This is a genomic window from Streptomyces sp. NBC_00569 (genome assembly GCF_036345255.1).
In the GTDB taxonomy this organism is placed as follows: domain Bacteria; phylum Actinomycetota; class Actinomycetes; order Streptomycetales; family Streptomycetaceae; genus Streptomyces.
This window is the reverse complement of the sequence record NZ_CP107783.1, coordinates 10,277,183-10,296,476: the sequence shown is the minus strand read 5'-3', so window position 1 is coordinate 10,296,476 and position 19,294 is coordinate 10,277,183. Positions and strand designations below refer to the sequence as shown.

General features: G+C 68.4%; 18 protein-coding genes and 1 pseudogene. 5 read left to right on the top strand and 14 right to left on the bottom strand.

The features are described 5' to 3' along the window. Positions 1 to 607: 607 nt before the first annotated feature. The 4 genes from OHO83_RS46655 to OHO83_RS46640 form a co-directional block, all read right to left on the bottom strand. A complete protein-coding gene (locus tag OHO83_RS46655; protein ID WP_266681982.1) occupies positions 608 to 1,699 on the bottom strand; it encodes a methyltransferase domain-containing protein in 1,092 nt (363 codons plus the stop codon). Then, the gene (tgmB, locus tag OHO83_RS46650; RefSeq protein WP_266681980.1) at positions 1,696 to 2,676 is read right to left on the bottom strand and encodes an ATP-grasp ribosomal peptide maturase; all 981 of its coding nucleotides are present in this window, start codon (positions 2,674 to 2,676) and stop codon (positions 1,696 to 1,698) included. Before tgmB ends, OHO83_RS46655 begins: the two co-directional genes overlap by 4 nt. After that, positions 2,673 to 2,894 (bottom strand): hypothetical protein, encoded by a 222-nt coding sequence (locus OHO83_RS46645; protein ID WP_266681978.1) that lies wholly within the window; start codon positions 2,892 to 2,894, stop codon positions 2,673 to 2,675. The genes tgmB and OHO83_RS46645 overlap by 4 nt, the downstream gene beginning before the upstream one ends. Before the next feature lie 235 nt (positions 2,895 to 3,129). Then, entirely contained in the window at positions 3,130 to 3,504 is a 375-nt protein-coding gene (locus OHO83_RS46640; protein ID WP_266681976.1) for a hypothetical protein, read from the bottom strand. Positions 3,505 to 3,723: 219 nt separating this feature from the next. Between OHO83_RS46640 and OHO83_RS46635 the strand changes: the two genes are divergently transcribed. Continuing rightward, positions 3,724 to 5,046 (top strand): hypothetical protein, encoded by a 1,323-nt coding sequence (locus tag OHO83_RS46635; protein WP_330278393.1) that lies wholly within the window; start codon positions 3,724 to 3,726, stop codon positions 5,044 to 5,046. Here the strand turns inward: OHO83_RS46635 and OHO83_RS46630 are convergent. The 9 genes from OHO83_RS46630 to OHO83_RS46590 form a co-directional block, all read right to left on the bottom strand. Next, entirely contained in the window at positions 5,043 to 6,044 is a 1,002-nt protein-coding gene (locus OHO83_RS46630; protein WP_266681972.1) for an NAD-dependent epimerase/dehydratase family protein, read from the bottom strand. The genes OHO83_RS46635 and OHO83_RS46630 overlap by 4 nt on opposite strands. 337 nt (positions 6,045 to 6,381) lie before the next feature. Beyond that, complete coding sequence (locus OHO83_RS46625) at positions 6,382 to 7,338, bottom strand: protein NO VEIN domain-containing protein (protein ID WP_266681970.1); 957 nt, start codon at positions 7,336 to 7,338, stop codon at positions 6,382 to 6,384. A gap of 49 nt (positions 7,339 to 7,387) precedes the next feature. Continuing rightward, complete coding sequence (locus tag OHO83_RS46620) at positions 7,388 to 7,765, bottom strand: GntR family transcriptional regulator (protein ID WP_266681968.1); 378 nt, start codon at positions 7,763 to 7,765, stop codon at positions 7,388 to 7,390. After that, positions 7,762 to 8,511, bottom strand: coding sequence for a hypothetical protein (locus OHO83_RS46615; RefSeq protein WP_266681966.1), 750 nt, complete (start codon positions 8,509 to 8,511; stop codon positions 7,762 to 7,764). Before OHO83_RS46615 ends, OHO83_RS46620 begins: the two co-directional genes overlap by 4 nt. A 627-nt stretch (positions 8,512 to 9,138) precedes the next feature. Beyond that, positions 9,139 to 9,618 carry a hypothetical protein gene (locus tag OHO83_RS46610; protein ID WP_266681964.1) on the bottom strand — a complete coding sequence of 160 codons (480 nt, stop codon included), beginning with the start codon at positions 9,616 to 9,618 and terminating at the stop codon, positions 9,139 to 9,141. Between the two features lie 267 nt (positions 9,619 to 9,885). Continuing rightward, complete coding sequence (locus tag OHO83_RS46605) at positions 9,886 to 10,251, bottom strand: hypothetical protein (RefSeq protein ID WP_266681962.1); 366 nt, start codon at positions 10,249 to 10,251, stop codon at positions 9,886 to 9,888. 296 nt (positions 10,252 to 10,547) lie between these two features. Continuing rightward, positions 10,548 to 10,829 carry a hypothetical protein gene (locus OHO83_RS46600; protein ID WP_266681960.1) on the bottom strand — a complete coding sequence of 94 codons (282 nt, stop codon included), beginning with the start codon at positions 10,827 to 10,829 and terminating at the stop codon, positions 10,548 to 10,550. Positions 10,830 to 11,017: 188 nt separating this feature from the next. Beyond that, positions 11,018 to 12,481, bottom strand: a complete 1,464-nt coding sequence (locus OHO83_RS46595) for an ISL3 family transposase (protein WP_266681958.1) — start codon at positions 12,479 to 12,481, stop codon at positions 11,018 to 11,020. Beyond that, entirely contained in the window at positions 12,424 to 12,624 is a 201-nt protein-coding gene (locus tag OHO83_RS46590) for a hypothetical protein (protein ID WP_266681956.1), read from the bottom strand. Before OHO83_RS46590 ends, OHO83_RS46595 begins: the two co-directional genes overlap by 58 nt. A 186-nt stretch (positions 12,625 to 12,810) precedes the next feature. Between OHO83_RS46590 and OHO83_RS46585 the strand changes: the two genes are divergently transcribed. The 3 genes and pseudogenes from OHO83_RS46585 (at position 12,811) to OHO83_RS46575 (ending at position 15,323) form a co-directional block, all read left to right on the top strand. Next, positions 12,811 to 12,999, top strand: coding sequence for a hypothetical protein (locus tag OHO83_RS46585; RefSeq protein ID WP_266681954.1), 189 nt, complete (start codon positions 12,811 to 12,813; stop codon positions 12,997 to 12,999). Between the two features lie 69 nt (positions 13,000 to 13,068). Continuing rightward, a complete protein-coding gene (locus tag OHO83_RS46580) occupies positions 13,069 to 13,623 on the top strand; it encodes an SMI1/KNR4 family protein (protein ID WP_266681952.1) in 555 nt (184 codons plus the stop codon). Positions 13,624 to 13,865: 242 nt separating this feature from the next. Then, positions 13,866 to 15,323, top strand: a pseudogene (locus OHO83_RS46575) (NF041680 family putative transposase). Positions 15,324 to 15,601: 278 nt separating this feature from the next. On the opposite strand, the gene OHO83_RS46570 reads toward OHO83_RS46575, so the two are convergent. Further along, positions 15,602 to 16,138 (bottom strand): hypothetical protein, encoded by a 537-nt coding sequence (locus OHO83_RS46570; protein WP_266681950.1) that lies wholly within the window; start codon positions 16,136 to 16,138, stop codon positions 15,602 to 15,604. Between the two features lie 1,081 nt (positions 16,139 to 17,219). Here OHO83_RS46570 and OHO83_RS46565 point away from each other — a divergent pair. Continuing rightward, the gene (locus OHO83_RS46565) at positions 17,220 to 18,797 is read left to right on the top strand and encodes an AfsR/SARP family transcriptional regulator (protein ID WP_266681948.1); all 1,578 of its coding nucleotides are present in this window, start codon (positions 17,220 to 17,222) and stop codon (positions 18,795 to 18,797) included. The last annotated feature ends 497 nt before the right edge of the window (positions 18,798 to 19,294 follow it).

The window sequence follows — 19,294 nt, the reverse complement described above, 5'->3', positions numbered from 1 at the left end:
CGCGACTGATGGCAGGGGCCATGCGCCGCGCCACGGCCGTGACCGCTCACCAGTTCTGGGGCAGTCTTTCCGGTCCGGAGCTGGTCGAGGCGCGCGTGGGCCTCATCAGCGCGGCGAAGGCGCCGGCGGCGCGGCCCACGTCGTCGAGGGGGCCTAGGAAACGGCGCCTCCCCAGCCCTCTCCTCTGGTCCGTGGGCGACCTGCATGCCGGGCTGGCCCCACCAGCACGCCCGGTGCACGACGCTCAGCGAGCCGTCCCCGTCGATCGCCACGTGATAGGCGATGCGTCCGTCGCGCCATGTGTCCCGCTGTGTGACGGACGCGTACCGCCATTCCCGCCGACGTGCACGAACAGGGCGGTCCTACCGTCGTATGGCCAGGCGTGGGCCGTCGGGGCAGGTCCGTCCTCGGGCCGCCACGGCGGTGCCTGCTCGGGTTCCTCCGGAAGGTCGTCAACGCACACGTCTCGACCGTACGCCCACCACCCGCCACGGCTCGCGGCCCTCTGGGTATGCCCGGGCCCCTGCACCTCCGACGGGTGCAGGGGCCCGGTCTCCGTCCGCCGGTCCGCTACGGGGGGCGCGGACCGGCGGGGTTCAGGGATGGCTCAGCGGCTGAGCGTGGGTAGGTGCCAGCCCGGGCCGCCTGTCTCTCGGTACGTGACGGTCTGCCGGGTCGGGGTGATGGTCAGCAGGAAGTCATCACGGGCGATGTTGTCGGTGAAGGTCGCGGCGAGTTCCTCGACGCGGTCCCACAAGCGTCGGGGACCGCTCTGGCGCACCGTGCCGGTGGTGTCGACGGTGGCGACGGAGCCGTCCTCGGTCCACAGGCCGACGGCCGTGACCTGTCCGTGGTCGTCCTTCCACGTACACGAGGTGTAGCCGGGCAGGGCGAGCGACAGAGGGAACTTCAGACGCTCCAGGACGTCGCGGGGCGCCACGGAAGTCCTGCCGGGATTCTCGCCCCGGACCGCGTCGAGATCGGGCGCCGTGGAGGCCGCGCGGAGGGCCATGAAGTGGGCGGGGGTGGGCAGGAAGCGGCCGGTGGCGTGCCCCGGGGCGGTCACCTGCGCGCGGATGATGCCGTAGCCGAGCGGGGCGACAATGACCGCGCCCTCGGCGGCCTGCTCCAGCAGTGCGGGCGGGATGGCGTGCAGGCCTGCGGTGGCGATGATGCGGTCGTAGGGGGCCCGGCGCGGGTAGCCCAGTGCACCGTCGCCGGCCGCGAGGGTGGGGCTGTGGCCTGCCTGCTTCAGGCGGCCGATCGCTGCGGCCACCAGCCCGGGGTCGACGTCGACGCTCGTGACGCGTGCCTCGCCGAGGCGGTGTGACAGGAGCGCGGTGTTGTAGCCGGTTCCGGTGCCGAGCTCGAAGACACGGTGGCCGTCGTGGACGTCGAGGGCCTCCAGCATGGCGAGCATCACCGACGGCTGGCTCGACGAGCTGGTGGGGATGCCCTGTTCGTCGAGCTGGGTCGTCAGCGCGACGTCGGCGTAGACGGCCTCCAGATACCCGACGTCGCCCCAGGACACGGGCTGCCATGCCGCGTCGGTGCCCTGCGTGAAGAAGCGCGGCACGAACACGTGCCGCGGGACGTCGGCGAACGCCTGGAGCCACTCGCCGTCGCGCTCCAGGGCAAGATCCGTGGCGTACTTCTGCCGCAGGGCGGCCGAGGTACCGGTGTCCGGCCAGGAATTCATTCGATGACTCCTTGCAGGTAGTCGGCGTGCGCGGCGGCGATCGGCAGGGCGGTGCGGTTCTCCACCCAGGCCCAGGTTCCGGCGGGATTGTTCTCGAAGAACACCCACTGTCCCGCCGGCGTGACGGCGAAATCGAAACTGCCGAAGACGATGCCGTAGTACGCCAGGAAGCGGCGTACCGCGGTCGCGATGTCGTCGGGGACGGTGATCGTGCCGTACTCGATGTGCTCGTAGTCGGTGCGCCAGTCCGTGGCGGCCTTGGCGGACGTGGTGTGCAGCGTCCCGCCGAAGACGCGGTCGCCGACGGCGACGAGGCGTACCTCGAAGGCCTTCGCGATGGCCTCCTGGAGGTAGTGGGCCGACAGGCGGATGCTGTCGTCGAAGTCGAGCGGGTCGACGTGGTGGGTCGCCACCATCAGGGCGCGGCCCTCCTCGATGGGCAGGCGGCCGCCCAGGACCGGCTTGCAGATCAGCGGAGCGTCGATCTGCTTGGCGAAGTCGCGTGCAGCGGCGGGGGCGTTGGTGACCAGACTGCGCGGCACGGTGAGCCCGCAACGGGTCGCGGCGACGAGCTGCTGGGGCTTGTGGGCGGCGAGGCGGTCGGCGTGCGGGTTGTTGATCCACGGGACGCCCGGCAGGGCCGCCAGGACGTTCAGCAGGGCGGCATCGGCCTGGTTTTGGGCCCACGTGCGGTAGGGCTCGGGAACGGAGTCCGCGATGAGGGGGCGCCCGGGCCGCCGCCAGTAGATGGCCCTAACGTCCTCAAGCCGCGCCGTCCGGCGCCCGTCGTCGAGGATCCCGCTCCAGCCCGCCTCACGGTCTGCATGCGCGGCGGTGAGGGTGAGCTGCTGCGGGAAGGCGGCGGCGTCGAAGCGGATGACCGGGACGTCGCGCTGGTTGAGCTGGTCGACGACCATGTCGGCGGACGCGTCCAGCTGCTCGGCGACCACGAGCACCGGGCGGGCGGCGGCGGTCATGACGCGGACGCGAAGTACGGGTCCTGGACGTCGTCGCCCTGCCCGTCGAGGTTGGTGTCCGTCGTCGAGGCGGCCATGTCCCCGGTGTGCCAAGGGCTGCCGTCCTCCTGCTGGTTGATCTGGAGCTCCTCGTTCCACCTCACGCCCTTGATCGAGGTCGCAACGAGGCAGGGCGGGGCCGCGGCCCGCGCGGCGAACGGAATGGTGGCAGTGGTCATCGGATCCTCCGTGGGGGTTGAGTGGATGGTGCCAGGGGCCCGCTCCCCGGGTGCCGAATGCCTTGCGCAATGCCCGGGGAGCGGGATCTTGCGGCCCGCCGCGTCTCGGCCTTCCTGTACCAAGGCGCGACGGAGGCTCAGGGGAGGCTGTGCCAGAAGGCGATACCGATCGCGCCGATGGCGGCGACCGCGAGGACGGTAGTGATCAGTGCCTCGATGATCCGGATGCGGGCCCTCACGCCGTGTCCGCATCGAGCAGCTCGGCGAGTGCGGCGGCGCTGTAGGCGAGGCTTTGCAGGTACTTCCAGGCAGCCCAGTCCGAGTCGAGCGTGGTGGGCCTGGTCGGCGAGTCCAGGACCAGGTAGGCGGCACGGAAGATCGACGTCGCGTACGCAGGGCGGCCCGGGCCGTCCTCGCGGATCATGCGCCGCACATGGGCGGCCATGCACCGGGTCCGCTCGTCGATCCCGGCGCGTTCGAGCGCGGCCAGCGGCGTGTCGTTGACCCCCGCGACAGCGGCCCGCACCGCCCGGAAGTCGATCGGCTCCTGCCCGTCGCCGGGCTCAGTGCCCTCACGCGATCTGGCGTGGTGTGAGTCCACGATGCTCACGGCGCCCCCTCGTCTGGACTGGCTTGCTTGGCCCACAAGCCTCCCGGCGCGACAGGAACGGCACCATCCACCCGGGGTCTCACCTGGGTCTCACGAATCCAGACGGGCTATCAGGTGGGTATCACCTACATCGTGAACGGTTCCCGGGCAGTCTGGTCGGGCGATATTCACGATGCTGACCGGCTGTCACCACCGGGGCGCGTCCGTCAGGAGGACCTCATGTCGCAGCAGCCACGCAATCTGCTTCATTCACTGGTCCTGGCGCGTTCGTGGACGTACGCGGAGGCCGCGAAGGAGTACCGCAGAATCGGTCGGCTCATCGGCGACGAACGCGATGACGCCCGCTACCGGTCGGCGGATGTCTCCGAGCCGACGTGGAGACGGTGGACAAGCGGCCAGCAGCGTCGGGCGCCGAACCCGCCGGCGCCGCTCATCCTGCACAGGATATTCGGAGCGCCGGTGCTGGAGTTATTCGCGCCCATCCAGCAGGCAGCGGTCACCTTGCAACCAGCGCTCAACGAAAGCGATATCGCCATGACTGCTCGTGACGCCGCCGCCCATGCCGGGAACGCCGCCTCGGCCCATCTACCGGACATGACGCTGGACCAGATCGACGACGACGTGCAGACGCTGGCAAAGGACTACGAGACGACGAACCCCGTCGCCGCGTTCCGCCGCGCCGAAGAACTCCTGCTGGACGTGCAGGACAAGCTGGAGCGCACACAGCGGCCCCGGCAACAAGAACGCCTGTACCTGGCGGCCGGGCAGGCCGGGTCCCTGTTGTCGGTGGCCGCGTTCGACCTCGGCGTGCTCGGTCCAGCAACCCAGTTCGCCCGCACCGCCGCCATGTACGGGCAGACCATCGAGCACGGGCCGCTCCAGGCCTACGCGCACGGCGTACTGGCGTACCTGGCCTACTGGGACGGCCGCCCGACGGCCGCCATGCGCAACATCCACATCGCGAAATCGTTCGGCGGCGTCGGCGCCACGGGACACATGCGGCTGTCCGCGATCGAGGCCCGCGCCTACGCGCACCTGGGACGCCCCCGCGACGCCGAACGCGCCGTGCAGCAGGCACTCGACCCCGGCCCCGAGGTGCGCGACGAGCTGCACGACGACGTGGGCGGCGAGTTCGCCTTCGGGCCCGCCCGGGCCGCGATGAGCCACGCCACCACGTACCTCGTCCTCAAAGACTCACATCGCGCCGAGCGATCCGCACTCCACGCCTTGCAGCTGCTCGACGACGATCCCAACGCGGACCGGCCGGTGCAGATGCAGGTAACCGTCGACCTCGCACGGGCCCGCCTGCTGCGCGGCGAACTCGACGGCGCCGACGAAGCCCTGGAACCGGTGCTGGCCACCCCCGTGGAATGGCGCACCATCGGCCTGGTCGACCGGGTCACCCAGCTGCGCGGCGAGCTCGCCCGGCCCCAGCTCGAACAGGCGCCCGCAGCACGGACGCTGGCTGAGCAGATCGAGGACTTCGTCGCCCGCGCGGCCGCCCGGCCCTTGCCCGGCAGCCGCCTGGCCATAGAGGGCTAACGAAGCTCGGCGACGATGCGCATCTCCTTGTCGGGGTCGATGCCGTGGTCATCCCAGCGCGGATGCTCCACCGGCACCGACCCCGACGTGAGCCACTCCCAGGTGTCGGCGACGGTCTGCGCGAGCGGACGGCACACGAGCCCAGCAGCTTGCGCGCGCGTGCTGTCGACGGCCCACGTGCCCTTTGCCGTACGCCACAGCGGGAGCTCGGTCCACTCCCGAACACCGTGCGCGGTGAGCAGCTCGTCCGGCGCCCACGCCAGGCGCCCGCGGCTGCCGGTGACGGCCAGACAGGCCATCAGCAGGTCACGCATGGTGTCCCGGTCACGCGGCGCGGCCACGTTGTAGGCGCCGGGCGCTGCCGTGAGCGCGAACTCGGCGACGTCCCGGACATCGACCGGCTGAACGTGCGTGCCCGGCTCGCCCGGGGCGAGGATCGCGCCTCCCCGCCTGGCCCGGTTCAGCCACCACGGCAAGCGCCCCACGTACTCGCCAGGACCCAGGATCACGCCCGGACGCAGCACCGTCGCCCGGTCCCCGAACTGAGACAACACAGCCGCCTCGCATCCAGCCTTCTGCATGCCGTAGTGCACGGTCACACCGCCGCCGGCGCCGTACTCACGGGACGCGTCCGGCGGCGCCGCATAGACGGGACTGTCCTCCGTGAGGGGCTCGTGCGGCCATCCCCGGTAGGCATTGACCGTGGAGACGTACACGTACCGCTCCGCCTCTGCCGCCAGCACGCGCGTGCCGTCGAGGACCTGGCAGGGGGCCATCTCGGAGGCCGAGGTATCGACGACGAGGTCCCACGGGCCGTGACCGGCAAGCCGCTTGAGGTCGTCCGCACTGGTGCGGTCGCCGTGCACCGGCTCGGTCCCTGGCAGGTCAGGGGCGCTGCGGCCGCGGTTGAAGGTCGTGACCCTCCAACCACGCGCCAAGGCGTTCTCGGCGACGGCGCGCCCCAGGAACCAGGTGCCGCCAAGGAGAAGAATCCGCATAGGCCTGATCATTGCGCCTCTCCCCCAGTGACCGCCAGGGCTCGCCCCTCGCCCTAGGCGGCGTCCGGGGCGACTCTCGCTCGAGCTTTCCAAGCGGCGGTCGCACCCGTGATGCCCGTGTGCTGGTGCAGCGTGAACCGGATCCTGTCCGGGTCTACAGTTGCCATCCTCACGACTGCAGATCTGGCCGAGGCAATCCGCGCGGTGCGTACCTTGCTGGGTATTGGACTGTCAGTGAGGGCGAGGCGGACTTCGAAGCCGTCATCAGGCCGCCCGATGTCCTCGCGCACGGTACAAGGTCGCAGGCGGCTCTGACAGTGCCCGGTGCCGTGGGCGCTCAGTTGGTGGTGTCGGGGAGCCGGTATTCGTACTTGCGGGGCCTCAGGTCCTCTTCGGCCGGCTCCCAGTTGGTGAAGAGGGTGACTTTGTTGCCGCTGGCGGTGTACGGGTCGGTGCGGGTGTCGACCTTGATGTCGCTGACGACGTAGAGGTCGACGGTGTTGTCCTTGTCCCTGGCGTGCAGGACCTCGTTGATCGTCAGCTCTACGCTCGTCGCGGCCCCCGTGGTGCCCTTGACCTCGACATGACGTTCCTCCGCGCCGCGGGTGCAGCGCAGGTCGTAGGGCTTGCCCAGCCTCTCGACCGTCCAGCCGTCCTTCTCGTAGTGGGCTATCGCGTGGTCCTCGGCGTGCAGTTCGATGGCTCTGCGTTTCTTGGGGTCGGAGATGTAGCCGGCGCCGCGGCGGCGCCGCTGAGGCTTCTTCTTGCCCTCAACCTGTTCCGCCGTGAAGCCCGGCGACTTGTCCAGGGGAACGTCTTCGGGCTCGTCGGGGTCGAAGGGGATCCCGGCGAGCTCCAGGAGGCGCTGGGCGGGCATCTGGACGAGCTTGCCCATGCCCCGGTCGGTGCCTGAGCGGCGGATGGCGTCGCTGCCGGCTTCGGTGAGCGGTCCCTTGGGGCCCAGGGGGATGTTCTCGAGCCGGGCGAGGGGTTCGATGCCGAAGCGCTGGGGGTACTTCAGTCGTCGCTCGGCCTCTTCGTCGGGCCAGTGCCAGGACCGGCCCTCGTAGAAGCCACCGCGGACCTGGAAGAGGTAGAGCGTTGCGGTGTCGTGAAGCCAGTTCTCGAGCTGGACTCGCGGCGAGGCTCCGGTGGCCAGGAGCGCGAACTGAGGGTGGGCGTCCCTGTATTCGGGTTTTTCCTCGGGGAAGCCCCAGGACAGTGTCTCGATGCCGTGGATGAGGTTGCGCTGGGCTTCGGTGCGTCGTAAGCGGGACGAGGGCCGCGGCGGCACCGTCGCCCCTCCGCGCCGGCGGTTGCAGGGCCCGCCCCCCGTACAGCCGCTACTCGTCCAGCGCGTCCCGTACCGCCCGCTGCACCGTCTCCCCGTCCGCGCCCAGGCCCCGGGCCTCGGTCACGAAGCGGAGGGCCAGTTCCGCCAGTTTGGCCGGGTCTGGTGTCCGGGTCGGTGCCGGAAGCGGGGCCACCCGTGTCCCCGCCCCACGACGGGTGCAGATCAGGGACGCCGCCTCCAGTTCGCGGTAGGCCCTCGCCACCGTGCCCGCCGCCAGGCCCAGGTCGGCCGCCAGCTGGCGCACCGTCGGCAGGCGTTCCCCCTCCGGCATACGGCCCGTGGTGATGAGTGCGGCCAGCTGGGCGCGGATCTGTTCGTAGGGCGGGACGGGGCTCGCGGTGTCGACGTGGACGGCGGGACCGTTCACCGGCGCACCCCTGCCTTGGGCGCGATCACCGTGAACAGACACCACGGCACGGTGACGAGGGCGACCAGGGCCGTGGGCCACAGTGCCCAGTTCGCGAGGCGCCCCACCGTGCCGTCGCAGCCGATGTCCATCAGCGCGCCCGATGCCGTCGAGGCGGCGCCGAGAAGGGGCGCGGAGACCAGCAGCCCCCATGCGGCGACGATCGCCAGCGACCGGTCGCGGCGGGTCTGCTCGTCGCCGGGGCGGCGGGCGATCCGGGTCAGGGACCAGACGCACGCGGTGGTGGATACGGCGAGGGCGGCGAGGATGGGCAGGCCGTAGAAGAGGCCCGGCCAGGGGCTCGTGCTCGCCGTGCTTCCGTCCGGGCAGGTCACGGTCAGGGAGCGCCCGGCGCGGCCCATGTCGTCGGGCGAGGCGACCACGGCGGCCACCGCCAGCAGGACGACGAGGACGGCGGCCTCGGCGAGGAGCAGCAGGGTCATGCGCGGTGGCACGTAGTCGCGAATGCGGCGCGGCGCGAGACCGGCCGTGCGGACGGTTCCCCGCGGCGGCGGTGTCAGCGCGTCGCCCACCAGGACGCCGGCGACCGCGCAGAGCCCGAACACCGGGATGGCGTACAGGATGCCGACGCCGAGGCCGTCGTTCGAGCCGACCAGGCGGGCGGCGACGAGTCCGACGAGTAGCCCGGCCCAGCGCGCATAGCGGTCGGTGGCGGTCGGGCGTGGGACGGTGCCGAGTTCGCGCATGAGAAACCCCCGTGTGCTCGCACTTGTACTCACCGCTTGTATCAAGCGGTGAGTACAAGATGCGGCCCAGTAGGGGTTTGTGTCAAACGGTTGGTACAACTCGCATGTCCGGCACCACCCGGCCGGTCACCTCTCCGAGCCCGACCCGTGTCCCGGCCGGATGCACGACCAGAGTGCCGTGAGAACGGAAGGGATCGCCGACCTGTTCGAACAGTTCCCCGACGTCAAGGCCAAGGTCGACTCCCCCACCTGGGGTTGGTGAGTGTGCGCGGTCCGAACTCACCACGGCCTGGCCCACTTACCACCACGCTTACCACCAGGCCCACGGCCGCTCACCACTGCAGGAGTTATGGCCCCGTGACGGCGTCAGGCCAGTGCTGGGAAGCGGGACGGTGAGAGGGCGGGCCAAGAGTGACGGCACAGCCTCAATCCCACTCTGGAGGAGCCGTCGATGCCCGCTTCCCTGCGCCGTGACCGGCGCGGCCCCCAATCAGGGCGCACTTGCCGATCCAGCCGACCGGAGAATGCGGCCCCCGCAGCGGCCCTGCGACCAGGCCAATCCGATGGGCACGAACCGGGCTGGTCGGGCGTCGGCATACTTGCCGATGCCTCTGACGCCGGCTCTCCTCACGGCCGCGAGCTTTCCATGACCGTGAGGAGGACGCTCGCCGTGGGTCGGATGCTGCCCGCCCTATCGGCAGGGTTCAGCTGGAGGGCGATGTCGACGATCTCTTCCTGGCCGTCCAGCGCCTCACGCTGCTTGTCGATGAGTACGGCAGGCGCCTGGATTTGAGCCACATTCCCACACAGCCCGAGACTCGACGGGGCGGCACCGACGTCACCAAGCTCGAACCGTCCGTCGTTGAGGTTGCGCTGCCCCTCTGTCACGATCTTGTTCTCCCGCAGATACGCCTGCATCGCCTGCGAGGTGCTGCGGAACGCCACGGCCAGCCGAACACCTCCGGCCGCCGCCGTAGAGTGCGTGACGTAGTGGACATTTTCGGCACCAGCGGGCAGAGCAAGGCGTACGACATCAAGCTCCTGCTGCAGCGGAACATCGCTCCCTTGGCAGGCCCGCGCGTCACCGAACGGATGCCCCTCGTCCATGAATCCCAGCCAAAGGCCCACGCCCAACGCCGCCAGGACGCACCCGCTCCCGGCCGCCCACCACAGCCCACGCATAGGCTCCTCCTTTTTATATTCCGGGCCGCCGTTCACCGCACCGAAGCGGTTCTCCCACCAGCCCGCGGAAGATCGCGCATGCCGATCTCAGCTGACGTTCACCCGACCGTGGCCGCTCACTCAAACCGATGCTCAACACGATCTATGGGGCAACGCGTTCGGAGACCACACCAGAGAATCTGACTCAGGTAACTAGCGGGTCAGCATCTCGAAGCCGACATCGTCGCAGTACTGCACGACGCGCCCCTCCGCCTCGGAGTCACGGTTGTTCATCGCTGCCACCGTCGCCTCCGCTAAGGTGCGGCCTCCGTCAACGGGCTCATCCCGGAGCGGTCGCATCGCGAGGAAGGCGTCCTGAGCGACCGCCCCGACCTCGTCGTACCCGGACGGCTCCGGAGTGTCCGTGCCCGCCGCGTTCCGCGCCTCCTGCCACGCCCCCAGCTGCGTGCAGTAGTTCTCCCGCTGCGTGGTCAGCCGTTCCTCGTCCCTGCCCTCGGACGAGGAACACCCCGCCACCACCGCCACCAGGGCGAGGACCGGGACTACCGCCTTAAGCACACGCACCACATTGCCCCCTGCTGAAACTGCGTCCGCTCGCCCCTGCCACCTGCAACTCCCGCAGCAGAATACCCGCGTCGGATATCTTGGCCGCCGCAGCGGTCGCTGACTGAGCGGCGCAGCGCCCGTACGAAACGCGATGGCAGGCCGTCCTCTACCATGTCGTCGCCCGCGCACAGATGAGATGTAGCCGCCCATGCCCCAGCGCTGTCAAAACTCGGTTCTGGCACAGATCTTGGGGAGTCGTCGCGGAGGGTGACGGTGTCGTTCGATTGAGGGCGCGGGTCCGGGGCCCGTCAGCGTTCTTGCATTCTGGTCCACCACCAGCCGAACACCGCCAACTCAATATTGTTGGGGTCGGGCAGGGTGCGGCGCTCGAATTCCTCATCGATGCGTGTGATCAGTCGGCCCAAGTCCCGTTGTGCTCCGGGAGGAAGGTGCCGCATCGCCCACTCGAGGTCATCACGGGCATCTCCCACCCCGGGCGATTCGAACTCGGAGGCGTCCAGATAGCGTCCCGGCTGGTTAAAAGCTCGCTCGAAACGCGAGAGCGCATTGGCGACCGCGTTGGGCCACATCTCCTGGTCTTCGACCCGGCGGATCGCTGTACGAGTCCGCGCGGAGACACCGCGGACTCTTAGGACCGAACACTGCCATCGTGGCCGCCACCGCTCTGCGCGGACGGCCTTGGGACGCCTACGCGGCATCGCCCTTTCGGATCAACATGAGCCCATCCTGCCACGGGTGGGCGGCTGCTCGCGCAGTGTTACTGGAGCAGGATCATCTTGCGGAGGAGTTCGAATCCGGCCCGGCCGTAGAGCTGGCGCTTGATCTTCTTGATGCGGTTAACGGCGCCCTCGATGCTGCCGGAGCTCCAGTCGAGAGTGAGCCCAGCTATCACGGCGTCAAGGTCCCGCAGAAGGTGGAGCGCGAAGCCGGTGAGACCGGGGAGCTGGCTGTCATCGACTGCGTCGATCCAGGTGGGGAGTGTGGAGCCGAGGCGGTCGGTGAGTATCTCGCCGAAGTCGCGGACGTGTCCGGCGGCTGTGTCCAGTTCAGGGCAGCGTGCAAGGACATCCTTCAGGCCGGCCCGGTCTTCCTCGCTCAGCGCAGTGGGGTGTCGGGTGAGCCAGCCGGTCAACTGACGCACCGTCGGAGTTCGGGGTGGCGTGCCGGCGGGAGTCCTGCGGAGGGTGGCGATGTGGGCGCGGACCATCTGGTAGGTGACGGGCGCGTTGTCGGCGACGAGTTCGCTGTGGAGCTGGGTGACGCTGGTGCATCCCGCGGCGAAGCGTCGCTCCAGGTAGAGCTTGTAGGGGTCCAGTCTGCGGGGGCGGGGCCGGTTTTCGCGGATGGTGTCCTGCCAGTTCGCGGCGTTCGCGTATCTGAGCACGGTGTTGAGACCCCAGCCCAGGTGCCGTGCAATCGCCCGGCGTGAGTGACCTTGAGCAAGAAGCTCGTGGACCAGGGCATGTGCTGCCTTCTTCCGCTCGGCCCGCCGTCCGACGGGCACCGAGTCGTCCTGCGGCAGACTGGAAGCCAGCCGGGTGGCCTCCGGCAGGGTGCCACTGGGCGAAGGATTGCTCAGGCAGTCGCGATGGGCGGCGACGCAGGTCTCCACGGCGCGGCCGAGGCCCTGCCATAGATGGAACCGGTCAGCGACCTGCAGAGCATCAGGGGCACCGCGGCGGGCACCCTCGGCATAGGCGCCCGCCCGGTCCCGGCAGATGATCTCCACGCCGGGGTGACGGACAAGCCACGCGGCCAGCGGTCCGGCTTCACGCGTCGGGAGCACATCGACCACGCGATGGTCTTCGACGCTGGTCAAGACCGTGGAGTACGTCTGGCCGCGACGGATCGCGAAGTCGTCCATGCCCAGCACACGCGGCGTGCTGAACGCGGGATCAGGCAATGCAATGACCCTGCGCAACAAGGTCATCCGGCCAGCTCCGAAGCCCAGCTGGGCAGCCAGCCGGGCGCCGGTCCGCGCGGCCAGCGCGAGCCCCACCCGTTCCAGGGCACGGTTGAGCCGCATGGTGAACCGTGCGTGCGGGGCGGCCAGCCGGGAGAACGGCTCGGCGAACGTCCGGCGCGGGCAGTCCGCCGACCCGCAGATGAAGCGCCGGACCGTCAGCCGGATCACGAAGCCCTGCTCAGCGAGTGGAAGGTCCCTCAGCCTGCGCTGGTATCGGTCGTGGACCCGTCCCGAGACCGGCCACAGTCCGGACACGCAGCCCCGGCCGCGCGGCCTATCGCCACCACCTCGACCGTGCCGAACGCGGCCGTAACCGCCTCGACATCCACATCATCGATCCCCTCGAACACCAGCGAGCCCCAGAACGGTGCATCGGTCTGCTTGACCAGCACCATCACCGTCCGCAACCGACCGCAGCAGCAATCGGCAGACACCTGAGGGAGCGTCAATTCCGTCCGTGGGATGACAAGGCGTACGCCGTCTCACACGAGCCCGTCTCCTCGCAATCGAACGTCGAGGTAACGCTCCGCGACGACTCCCCAAGATCTGTGCCAGAACCCGAAACTCGTGAACATCACCCGACCGTGGATCTGGGTGCCTCCCAAACCCGTGAACAACCGACAGCACTACTCGTGAATGAAGCCAGCGGAGAATGGTGGGGCATGAACGCTCGGCGCGTGAACTGGCATCGCTTCCTGAAGTCTGCCGGTGGCCAGTTCGCCGTGGTCACCCTGCTCGTCCTAGGCCGTGTATCGAAAGTGGATCTTGAGTGACGGATGGGGGACGATTCGCTGCCGGACCGTAGGGTGCGCCGTGAGGTAGACGTTCAGAGAGGAATGGCCATGGGGGACGTGCAGCTGGCGTGGCAGCGACTGGTGGACTGGCTGGAGACGAATGCACCGACGACTGCATCGTCGGTTCTCGCTCCCGCTCCGCCGGCAGCGATCACTGCGGCAGAGAAGCGCATGGGCGTCGTTTTCCCGGCCGACCTTCGGACGTGGCTCCTGGCCTCCGGGGCCGACAACGGCCCTGTTGGTGTCACGGAGGGGGTCGTGCCCGGCAACAACCGCGATTTGCTGGGACTCGCGGCCATGGAGCGGACGTACCACTTCAAGATGGAGATCGAGCGCGACGACCCGTCCCCCGATCCGGAGTTTCCCTTCTGGCATGAGCAGTGGATTCCGATCATCTCGGACGATGAAAGTTGTTACGGCAAGTTCCTGGATGCGCGTAGCGGTCAGATCGGTTCATTCGGCGATGGGGATGAGCCATCTTTCGGAGTTCACGAGTCACTGACCGCTCTGTTCAGCCAGATGGTCGCCCTCATGGCGCAGATTTCCGCGGGGGAGCAGCGCGCTGCTGGACGTGTTCAAGACGGCAGGCTCATCTGGGACTGACGATCGGCGTACGCACATAGGCCCACGGTGCCGACCGACATCTCCCACCGTGATTTGAACCTTCGCCGCACCGTTCGAGATCCATTTCCGATACACGCCCTAGCTTGATCTTTAACGTCCGTCGTCGAATGACGGGTCGAACTTGATCACTCGGTTCGGTAACTGGCGTACGCGGAAGCGGCCTTCGGCTGAACATGTGCTCCGACCAAGGAACACACACGTCCAGCACGAAGGCCGTGAGAATGAGTCTGCTGCATCACGACGCCCGGTCGGAGGCATTGGCCCAACTGTCATGCTTCCGGGGCGAGTTCTACTCCTGCCTGACCGCCCGTTCGGACGCGTTGTTCGAGCTGGCTGATGCCGTTCTGTGCGGCGACGGGCCGGTGAGGTCACTGGCCGAGCTGTCGCTGGTGGGCGAACACCGCCGCGGACATGGAGGGCTCTACGCGGCGGTGGCCCGTGGACGCATCGATGCCGGCCGACTGCGGCGGGCACTGGCCGAAGTGCCACTGCCACGGGCTGCTGACGGCCGGCTGGTCCTGGCCATCGATGTCACCTGCTGGCTGCGGCCCGACGCCCACACCTCACCCCAGCGGATCCTGTGCCACACATACGGCCGGGGCAAGGACCAGCACATCCCGGTCCCCGGCTGGCCCTACTCGATCATCTGCGCGCTCGAGCCGGGCCGCAGCTCATGGACCGCACCGCTGGACGCACTGCGTCTGACGCCCGGAGACGACACCGCCACCGTCACCGCCCGGCAACTGCGCGATCTGCTGCAACGGCTGATCGCAGCGGGACAGTGGCAGACAGGCGACCCGGACATCCTCATCGTCGCGGACGCCGGATACGACGCACCCCGCCTCGGCTTCCTCCTGGGTGACCTGCCGGTCCAGGTGCTGGCCAGGATGCGATCCGACCGCGTTCTGCGCAGGCCTGTCCCGCCCCGGCTGCCCCACACTCAGGGCCGACCGCCCCGGCACGGCGGCGAGTTCGTCTTCGGTCAGCCCGACACCTGGGGCACCCCGGACACCGAAACGATTACCGACACACGTCTCTACGGCACCACCAGGGCCCGCTCCTGGGACCGGCTGCACCCCAAGCTGACCCACCGCTCTTCCTGGGCAGCCGACGACGGCACCCTTCCCATCGTCGAAGGGACAGTGATCCGCCTTGACATCGGCCACCTGCCCAGCGGAGCAACACCGAAGCCGGTCTGGCTGTGATGGTCGGGCATCGACGCCACTGCGGCAGACGCCGACCGTCTCTGGCAGGCATACCTGCGACGCTTCGACATCGAACACACCTTCCGCCTGTTCAAACAGACCCTCGGCTGGACCTCCCCAAAGATCCGCACCCCCGAGGCAGCCGACCGATGGACCTGGCTCATCCTCGCCGCCTACACCCAACTACGCCTCGCACGACCGCTGGCGGCCGACCTGCGTCGCCCCTGGGAGAGACCAACCCCGCCGAACAGGCTCACCCCCGCCCGAGTCCGCCGCGACTTCCGGCACATCCGCCCCAAAGCCAGCTGCCCAGCCCAAGCACCGAAACCCTCCAGCCCCGGCCCCGGACGACCCCCACGCAGAAAGAACACCCGGCCCACACCCCGCCACGACGTGCACACACCCCGCAAAACGCAACCTGCGAAACAGCGAACAAAGAAGTCAACGACCCCACGACCACGCCGCACAGGTTAAAGATCAAGTTAGAGCAGGCGCCTCAAGACTCGAGAGATGTTGCTGGAACAGTGCGCCGGCACTCCGGGCAGCTATCTGTGATTTCAGGGCAGCTGAGGCTCGTGCCCCATCCGTGCCCGATAGACCGGGGACTCACGGAGAATCGCGGTCACCAGCAGTCAACGGGCATGGCGAAGGCCCCCGACCGATTTTGCTCGTCAGGGGTCCTTCAATGTGCGCGGTGGGTGTGGAGGTTGAGCCCACGGTGATTCTTACCTGCGCCTACGCCGCGAGCCTCATTACATGTTTGGCGTGTTCGGTGTGTTCGGCATGTTCGTTGTGTTGGGCACCGACTTCTGCGGCGGCAGGCTCGGGAACCGCTGATAGTCCGTGCACACCTGGACATCACACGGATCCGTCCCCTTCTGCGTGTTCGGCGTGTTCGGCACCGACTTCTGCGGCGGCAGGCTCGGGAACCGCTGATAGTCCGTGCACACCTGGACATCGCACGGATCCGTCCCCTTCTGCGTGTTCGGCGTGTTCGGCACCGACTTCTGCGGCGGCAGGCTCGGGAACCGCTGATAGTCCGTGCACACCTGGACATCACACGGATCCGTCCCCTTCTGCGTGTTCGGCGTGTTCGGCACCGACTTCTGCGGCGGCAGGCTCGGGAACCGCTGATAGTCCGTGCACACCTGGACATCACACGGATCCGTCCCCTTCTGCGTGTTCGGCGTGTTCGGCGTGTTGGGTGATGGCGGCGGCACCGACCTGTCCACCGCGTATACCGCCGTTGGGCCACCGCGTGCCAACGGCAGAGCCGTGGCGTTGGCCACGCCGCCTGCTCCCAAGAGCAGAGCGACGACGGCCGACACACCTACGATGCGCGGAGTGCACTTCTTAGTAGAAACCATGAGACGCCTCTCATCTACTCTCTTGCCTAAGAGCTGCCCCTGATCACCGGTGGCGCGGCGTCAGATGCGGTACATCGCGAGACTGAGGATCATTACTCATCTTGGACGTGTTTGTACGGTCGATAACGCAGCGAGGTGCCGTAGCTGTCCTCGCACGCCTGCCGGGGATTACATGAAATCCCTTAGCCAAAATTCCACAGTCGGCGGACGGCATGTTTCCTAAAAAGAATCGTCGCCCGACTGGGGCACAACAAACACGAAAGTCCAAAAAGAGTGGATCGGCGCGTTGTCCATTCCAGCGAGATCCAGCGGCTCAAGGCTCCCCATACGCCTTGCAGCTCAGAGATTTGAACGGGCTGTAGGGATCGCTCATCCGGTCTATGGCGCAGCCACTTCCCGTGGCGGGCCGTAACCCCGATAATTTCATTTTACCTTCGGGCTGGCACCTTCGCAGCGGGCGTCCTCGCTGCAATCAGGCGACTCGACGGGAGGATGGGCCCGTATCCTTGCCCCTCTGCCAGACGAGTACCAAACGGTCTGACATCACTGACATTTAGACGTCATCTCAATTGGTGACTGGCGGCATAAATAGTCGCTGGCAGGTGTGCTGTGGGGGACGGTTGAATGTCTAGGTCAGCGCCGTCCAGCTCCCCCTCGGCCTGAGCTTCCCCCGTTCCGAGGAAGGCGCCTGGGTTGTCCGCGCATACCAGCGCCAGTGAGCCGAACTTGCTCACGCAGACGACGATCCGGGTTCCGCATACGGTCGCGTCAGCCGGCACGACGAGGCGTCCGTACTCGCTGGAGTCCTGGGTGTCCTGCTCATCCGTGCAGCGAGCTCCGAAGTCGCCTTCGAGTCGGGTCAGCAGACCACCGAAGCGGGGCTGCGGTCTCGGCACGGTCGTAGTGCTGCGGCCACTCCAGCCACTCAGGATCATCAAGCTCACGCAGCAACGCCAGCAGATCCGCTTCGCTCTCGGTCATACGCTCATCATGCTGATCCAATTTGCCGCCGGGCAGCCGCTGTGGGGCGAGCCCAGGAGCGCTCCTCCTCAACCTCCCCGCCGCCCGCGTGCTCCTCCTGGACGGCGACCCCGACGCTGCCCGCGCCATCGCACTGGAAACCGCCACCAGCAGCTGGAGCGACCGCGCCGACATCCTCACCATCGGCCTCGGCACCGAACTGCCCACCCGACTCCCCCAGGGCCGCCTGCGCGCCGTACCGCACCTACGCGCCGCGCAAAGAGACCTCGGCGAACTCCTCCTGGAACACCACCAAAACCCCGCCGACGAAGACGAAACGACTCCTCTTCCGTGGCTGCTGATCTGCGCCGCCGATGCCGCCGCAGACGACGCCCAGCACCTCGCGGACGCCCTCGCCGCGGCCCGCACCCTGCCCCTCGCCTTGGTGCTCCCCGCCCGCGGCACCCGCCACGCCTTCCCCCACGCCGAACGTCTGACCGTCGGATCGGCGACACCCCAGCGCCTCGACCTGCTCGACACCGACGTCCTCGTACAGTCGATGACCGACGGCGAATACCAGGACCTCGTCGGCGTGTTGAACATTGCGGAAGAACCCGCCCGCCCCGCCGAAGGCCCCTGGCAGCAGGTCCCCGCCCCCGACCAGCCCGGCCACTCCCCCACCTCGCCCGCCTCGCCCACCGCCGTCCCGGACACACCCTTCACCGCACTGACCGCCACCACATCCCTGCGCATCATGCCGCCCCCACAACAGGCCACCGAAGACAACTTGGCCCAAGGCACCGCCACCACGCCCAGTCCGGAAGCTGTGCCCCCACTCGCCGAACAGGTGCCCGCGGAAGCCGAGGAAGGGGAAAGCGAAGCGTCAGGGGCCTTCGACCTGCACGCCCCCGACATTCAGGTCCTCGGCCCCGTCACCGTTGCGGGCATCGAGGCCTCCGGACACGGCTTCAAACTCGCCTTGCTCGCCGCGCTGCTGTACTTCAAGCCCGGCATCAGCAGCGACACCGCACGCGAGGCCATGGACCCACGCAAGCCCTGGACCAAAGCAACCCTCCAGTCCCGCATCTCCGAACTGCGCAACCGCCTGGGCACCGACTTGGACGGAAACCCCTTCCTGCCCCGGGACCGCACCGGCACCTACCGCCTCTCCCCCACAGCCCGCTGCGACTGGACGCGGTTCACCCAACTCGCCGAACGCGGACTCGCCAAGGGCCCAGAAGCCGGCGCCGGCATCGCCGACCTGGAGGCGGCACTCGACCTCGTGCGCGGCCGGCCCTTCGGCGGCGCCGACCTGGCCTGGGCCGCCGCCCGCATCCAGGAAATGCTCGTCCGCATCACCGACGTCGCCCACACACTCGCGACCTGGCACCGCACCGCACCGCGCCGCGCCCCGACCTCACAGCCGCCCGCCACGCCGTCACACGCGGACTCGACATCGACGACAGCGCCGAAATCCTCTACCAGGACTAGATGCTCATCGAGGACCAGGCAGGCAACCGCGCCGGAGTCAGCGCCGCATACGAAACCCTCCGCGGCGTCAACCAACGCCTCGACATCGGAATGGAAGGCGAGACGGAGAAAGTCTTCGACACCATCATGAGCCGGACCGCGTCCTGAGCGCGGTTGGAAGATCCACAACTTCCTGTTCGCACTCCGGTTGCGTAAGAGGCGGGGAGCACCGCGGCGAGTTCGCGGGCGCGGACCGGGCCTGAGGCCGCGCGGAACTGCGCGCCCGCGAAGTCGACCCGCCCTTCGTTGTAGATCAGCCTCCCCGTCGAGGACCGTGCCGGGGCGTAGCGAGTTCATGCCCGCCACGGCCAGATCCATCCACGCTGAGATGACCGTCCGACCGGACCGGGCCTGTAGCCGTACGGTCTCGGCGTCGCGCCACAGGATGGTTCTGTGTCCGTCGTTCTCCAGACTTTGCCGTGTCTCATGAGACATGGGCCCCTCGATACGGGCTGGGGCGCCTGTGTGTCTCGGCTTTGCTGCTCAGCAGCGGGGCGGAGACGGCCAGCCCGTTGTCGGGTCGTGGCTGGAGTAGTCGTGACGGCTGAGTCCGCGGCGGTCGGACGTCGGGAAGCAAACTCATTTCCG

Coding starts and splice junctions, on each gene's coding strand:
- OHO83_RS46580 (WP_266681952.1), top strand. CDS start 13,069: ATGGGGGACGTGCAGCTGGCGTGGCAGCGACTGGTGGACTGGCTGGAG.
- OHO83_RS46615 (WP_266681966.1), bottom strand. CDS start 8,511: ATGCGCGAACTCGGCACCGTCCCACGCCCGACCGCCACCGACCGCTAT.
- OHO83_RS46655 (WP_266681982.1), bottom strand. CDS start 1,699: ATGAATTCCTGGCCGGACACCGGTACCTCGGCCGCCCTGCGGCAGAAG.
- OHO83_RS46610 (WP_266681964.1), bottom strand. CDS start 9,618: ATGGACGAGGGGCATCCGTTCGGTGACGCGCGGGCCTGCCAAGGGAGC.
- OHO83_RS46600 (WP_266681960.1), bottom strand. CDS start 10,829: ATGTGGCCCAACGCGGTCGCCAATGCGCTCTCGCGTTTCGAGCGAGCT.
- tgmB (WP_266681980.1), bottom strand. CDS start 2,676: ATGACCGCCGCCGCCCGCCCGGTGCTCGTGGTCGCCGAGCAGCTGGAC.
- OHO83_RS46630 (WP_266681972.1), bottom strand. CDS start 6,044: ATGCGGATTCTTCTCCTTGGCGGCACCTGGTTCCTGGGGCGCGCCGTC.
- OHO83_RS46635 (WP_330278393.1), top strand. CDS start 3,724: ATGTCGCAGCAGCCACGCAATCTGCTTCATTCACTGGTCCTGGCGCGT.
- OHO83_RS46645 (WP_266681978.1), bottom strand. CDS start 2,894: ATGACCACTGCCACCATTCCGTTCGCCGCGCGGGCCGCGGCCCCGCCC.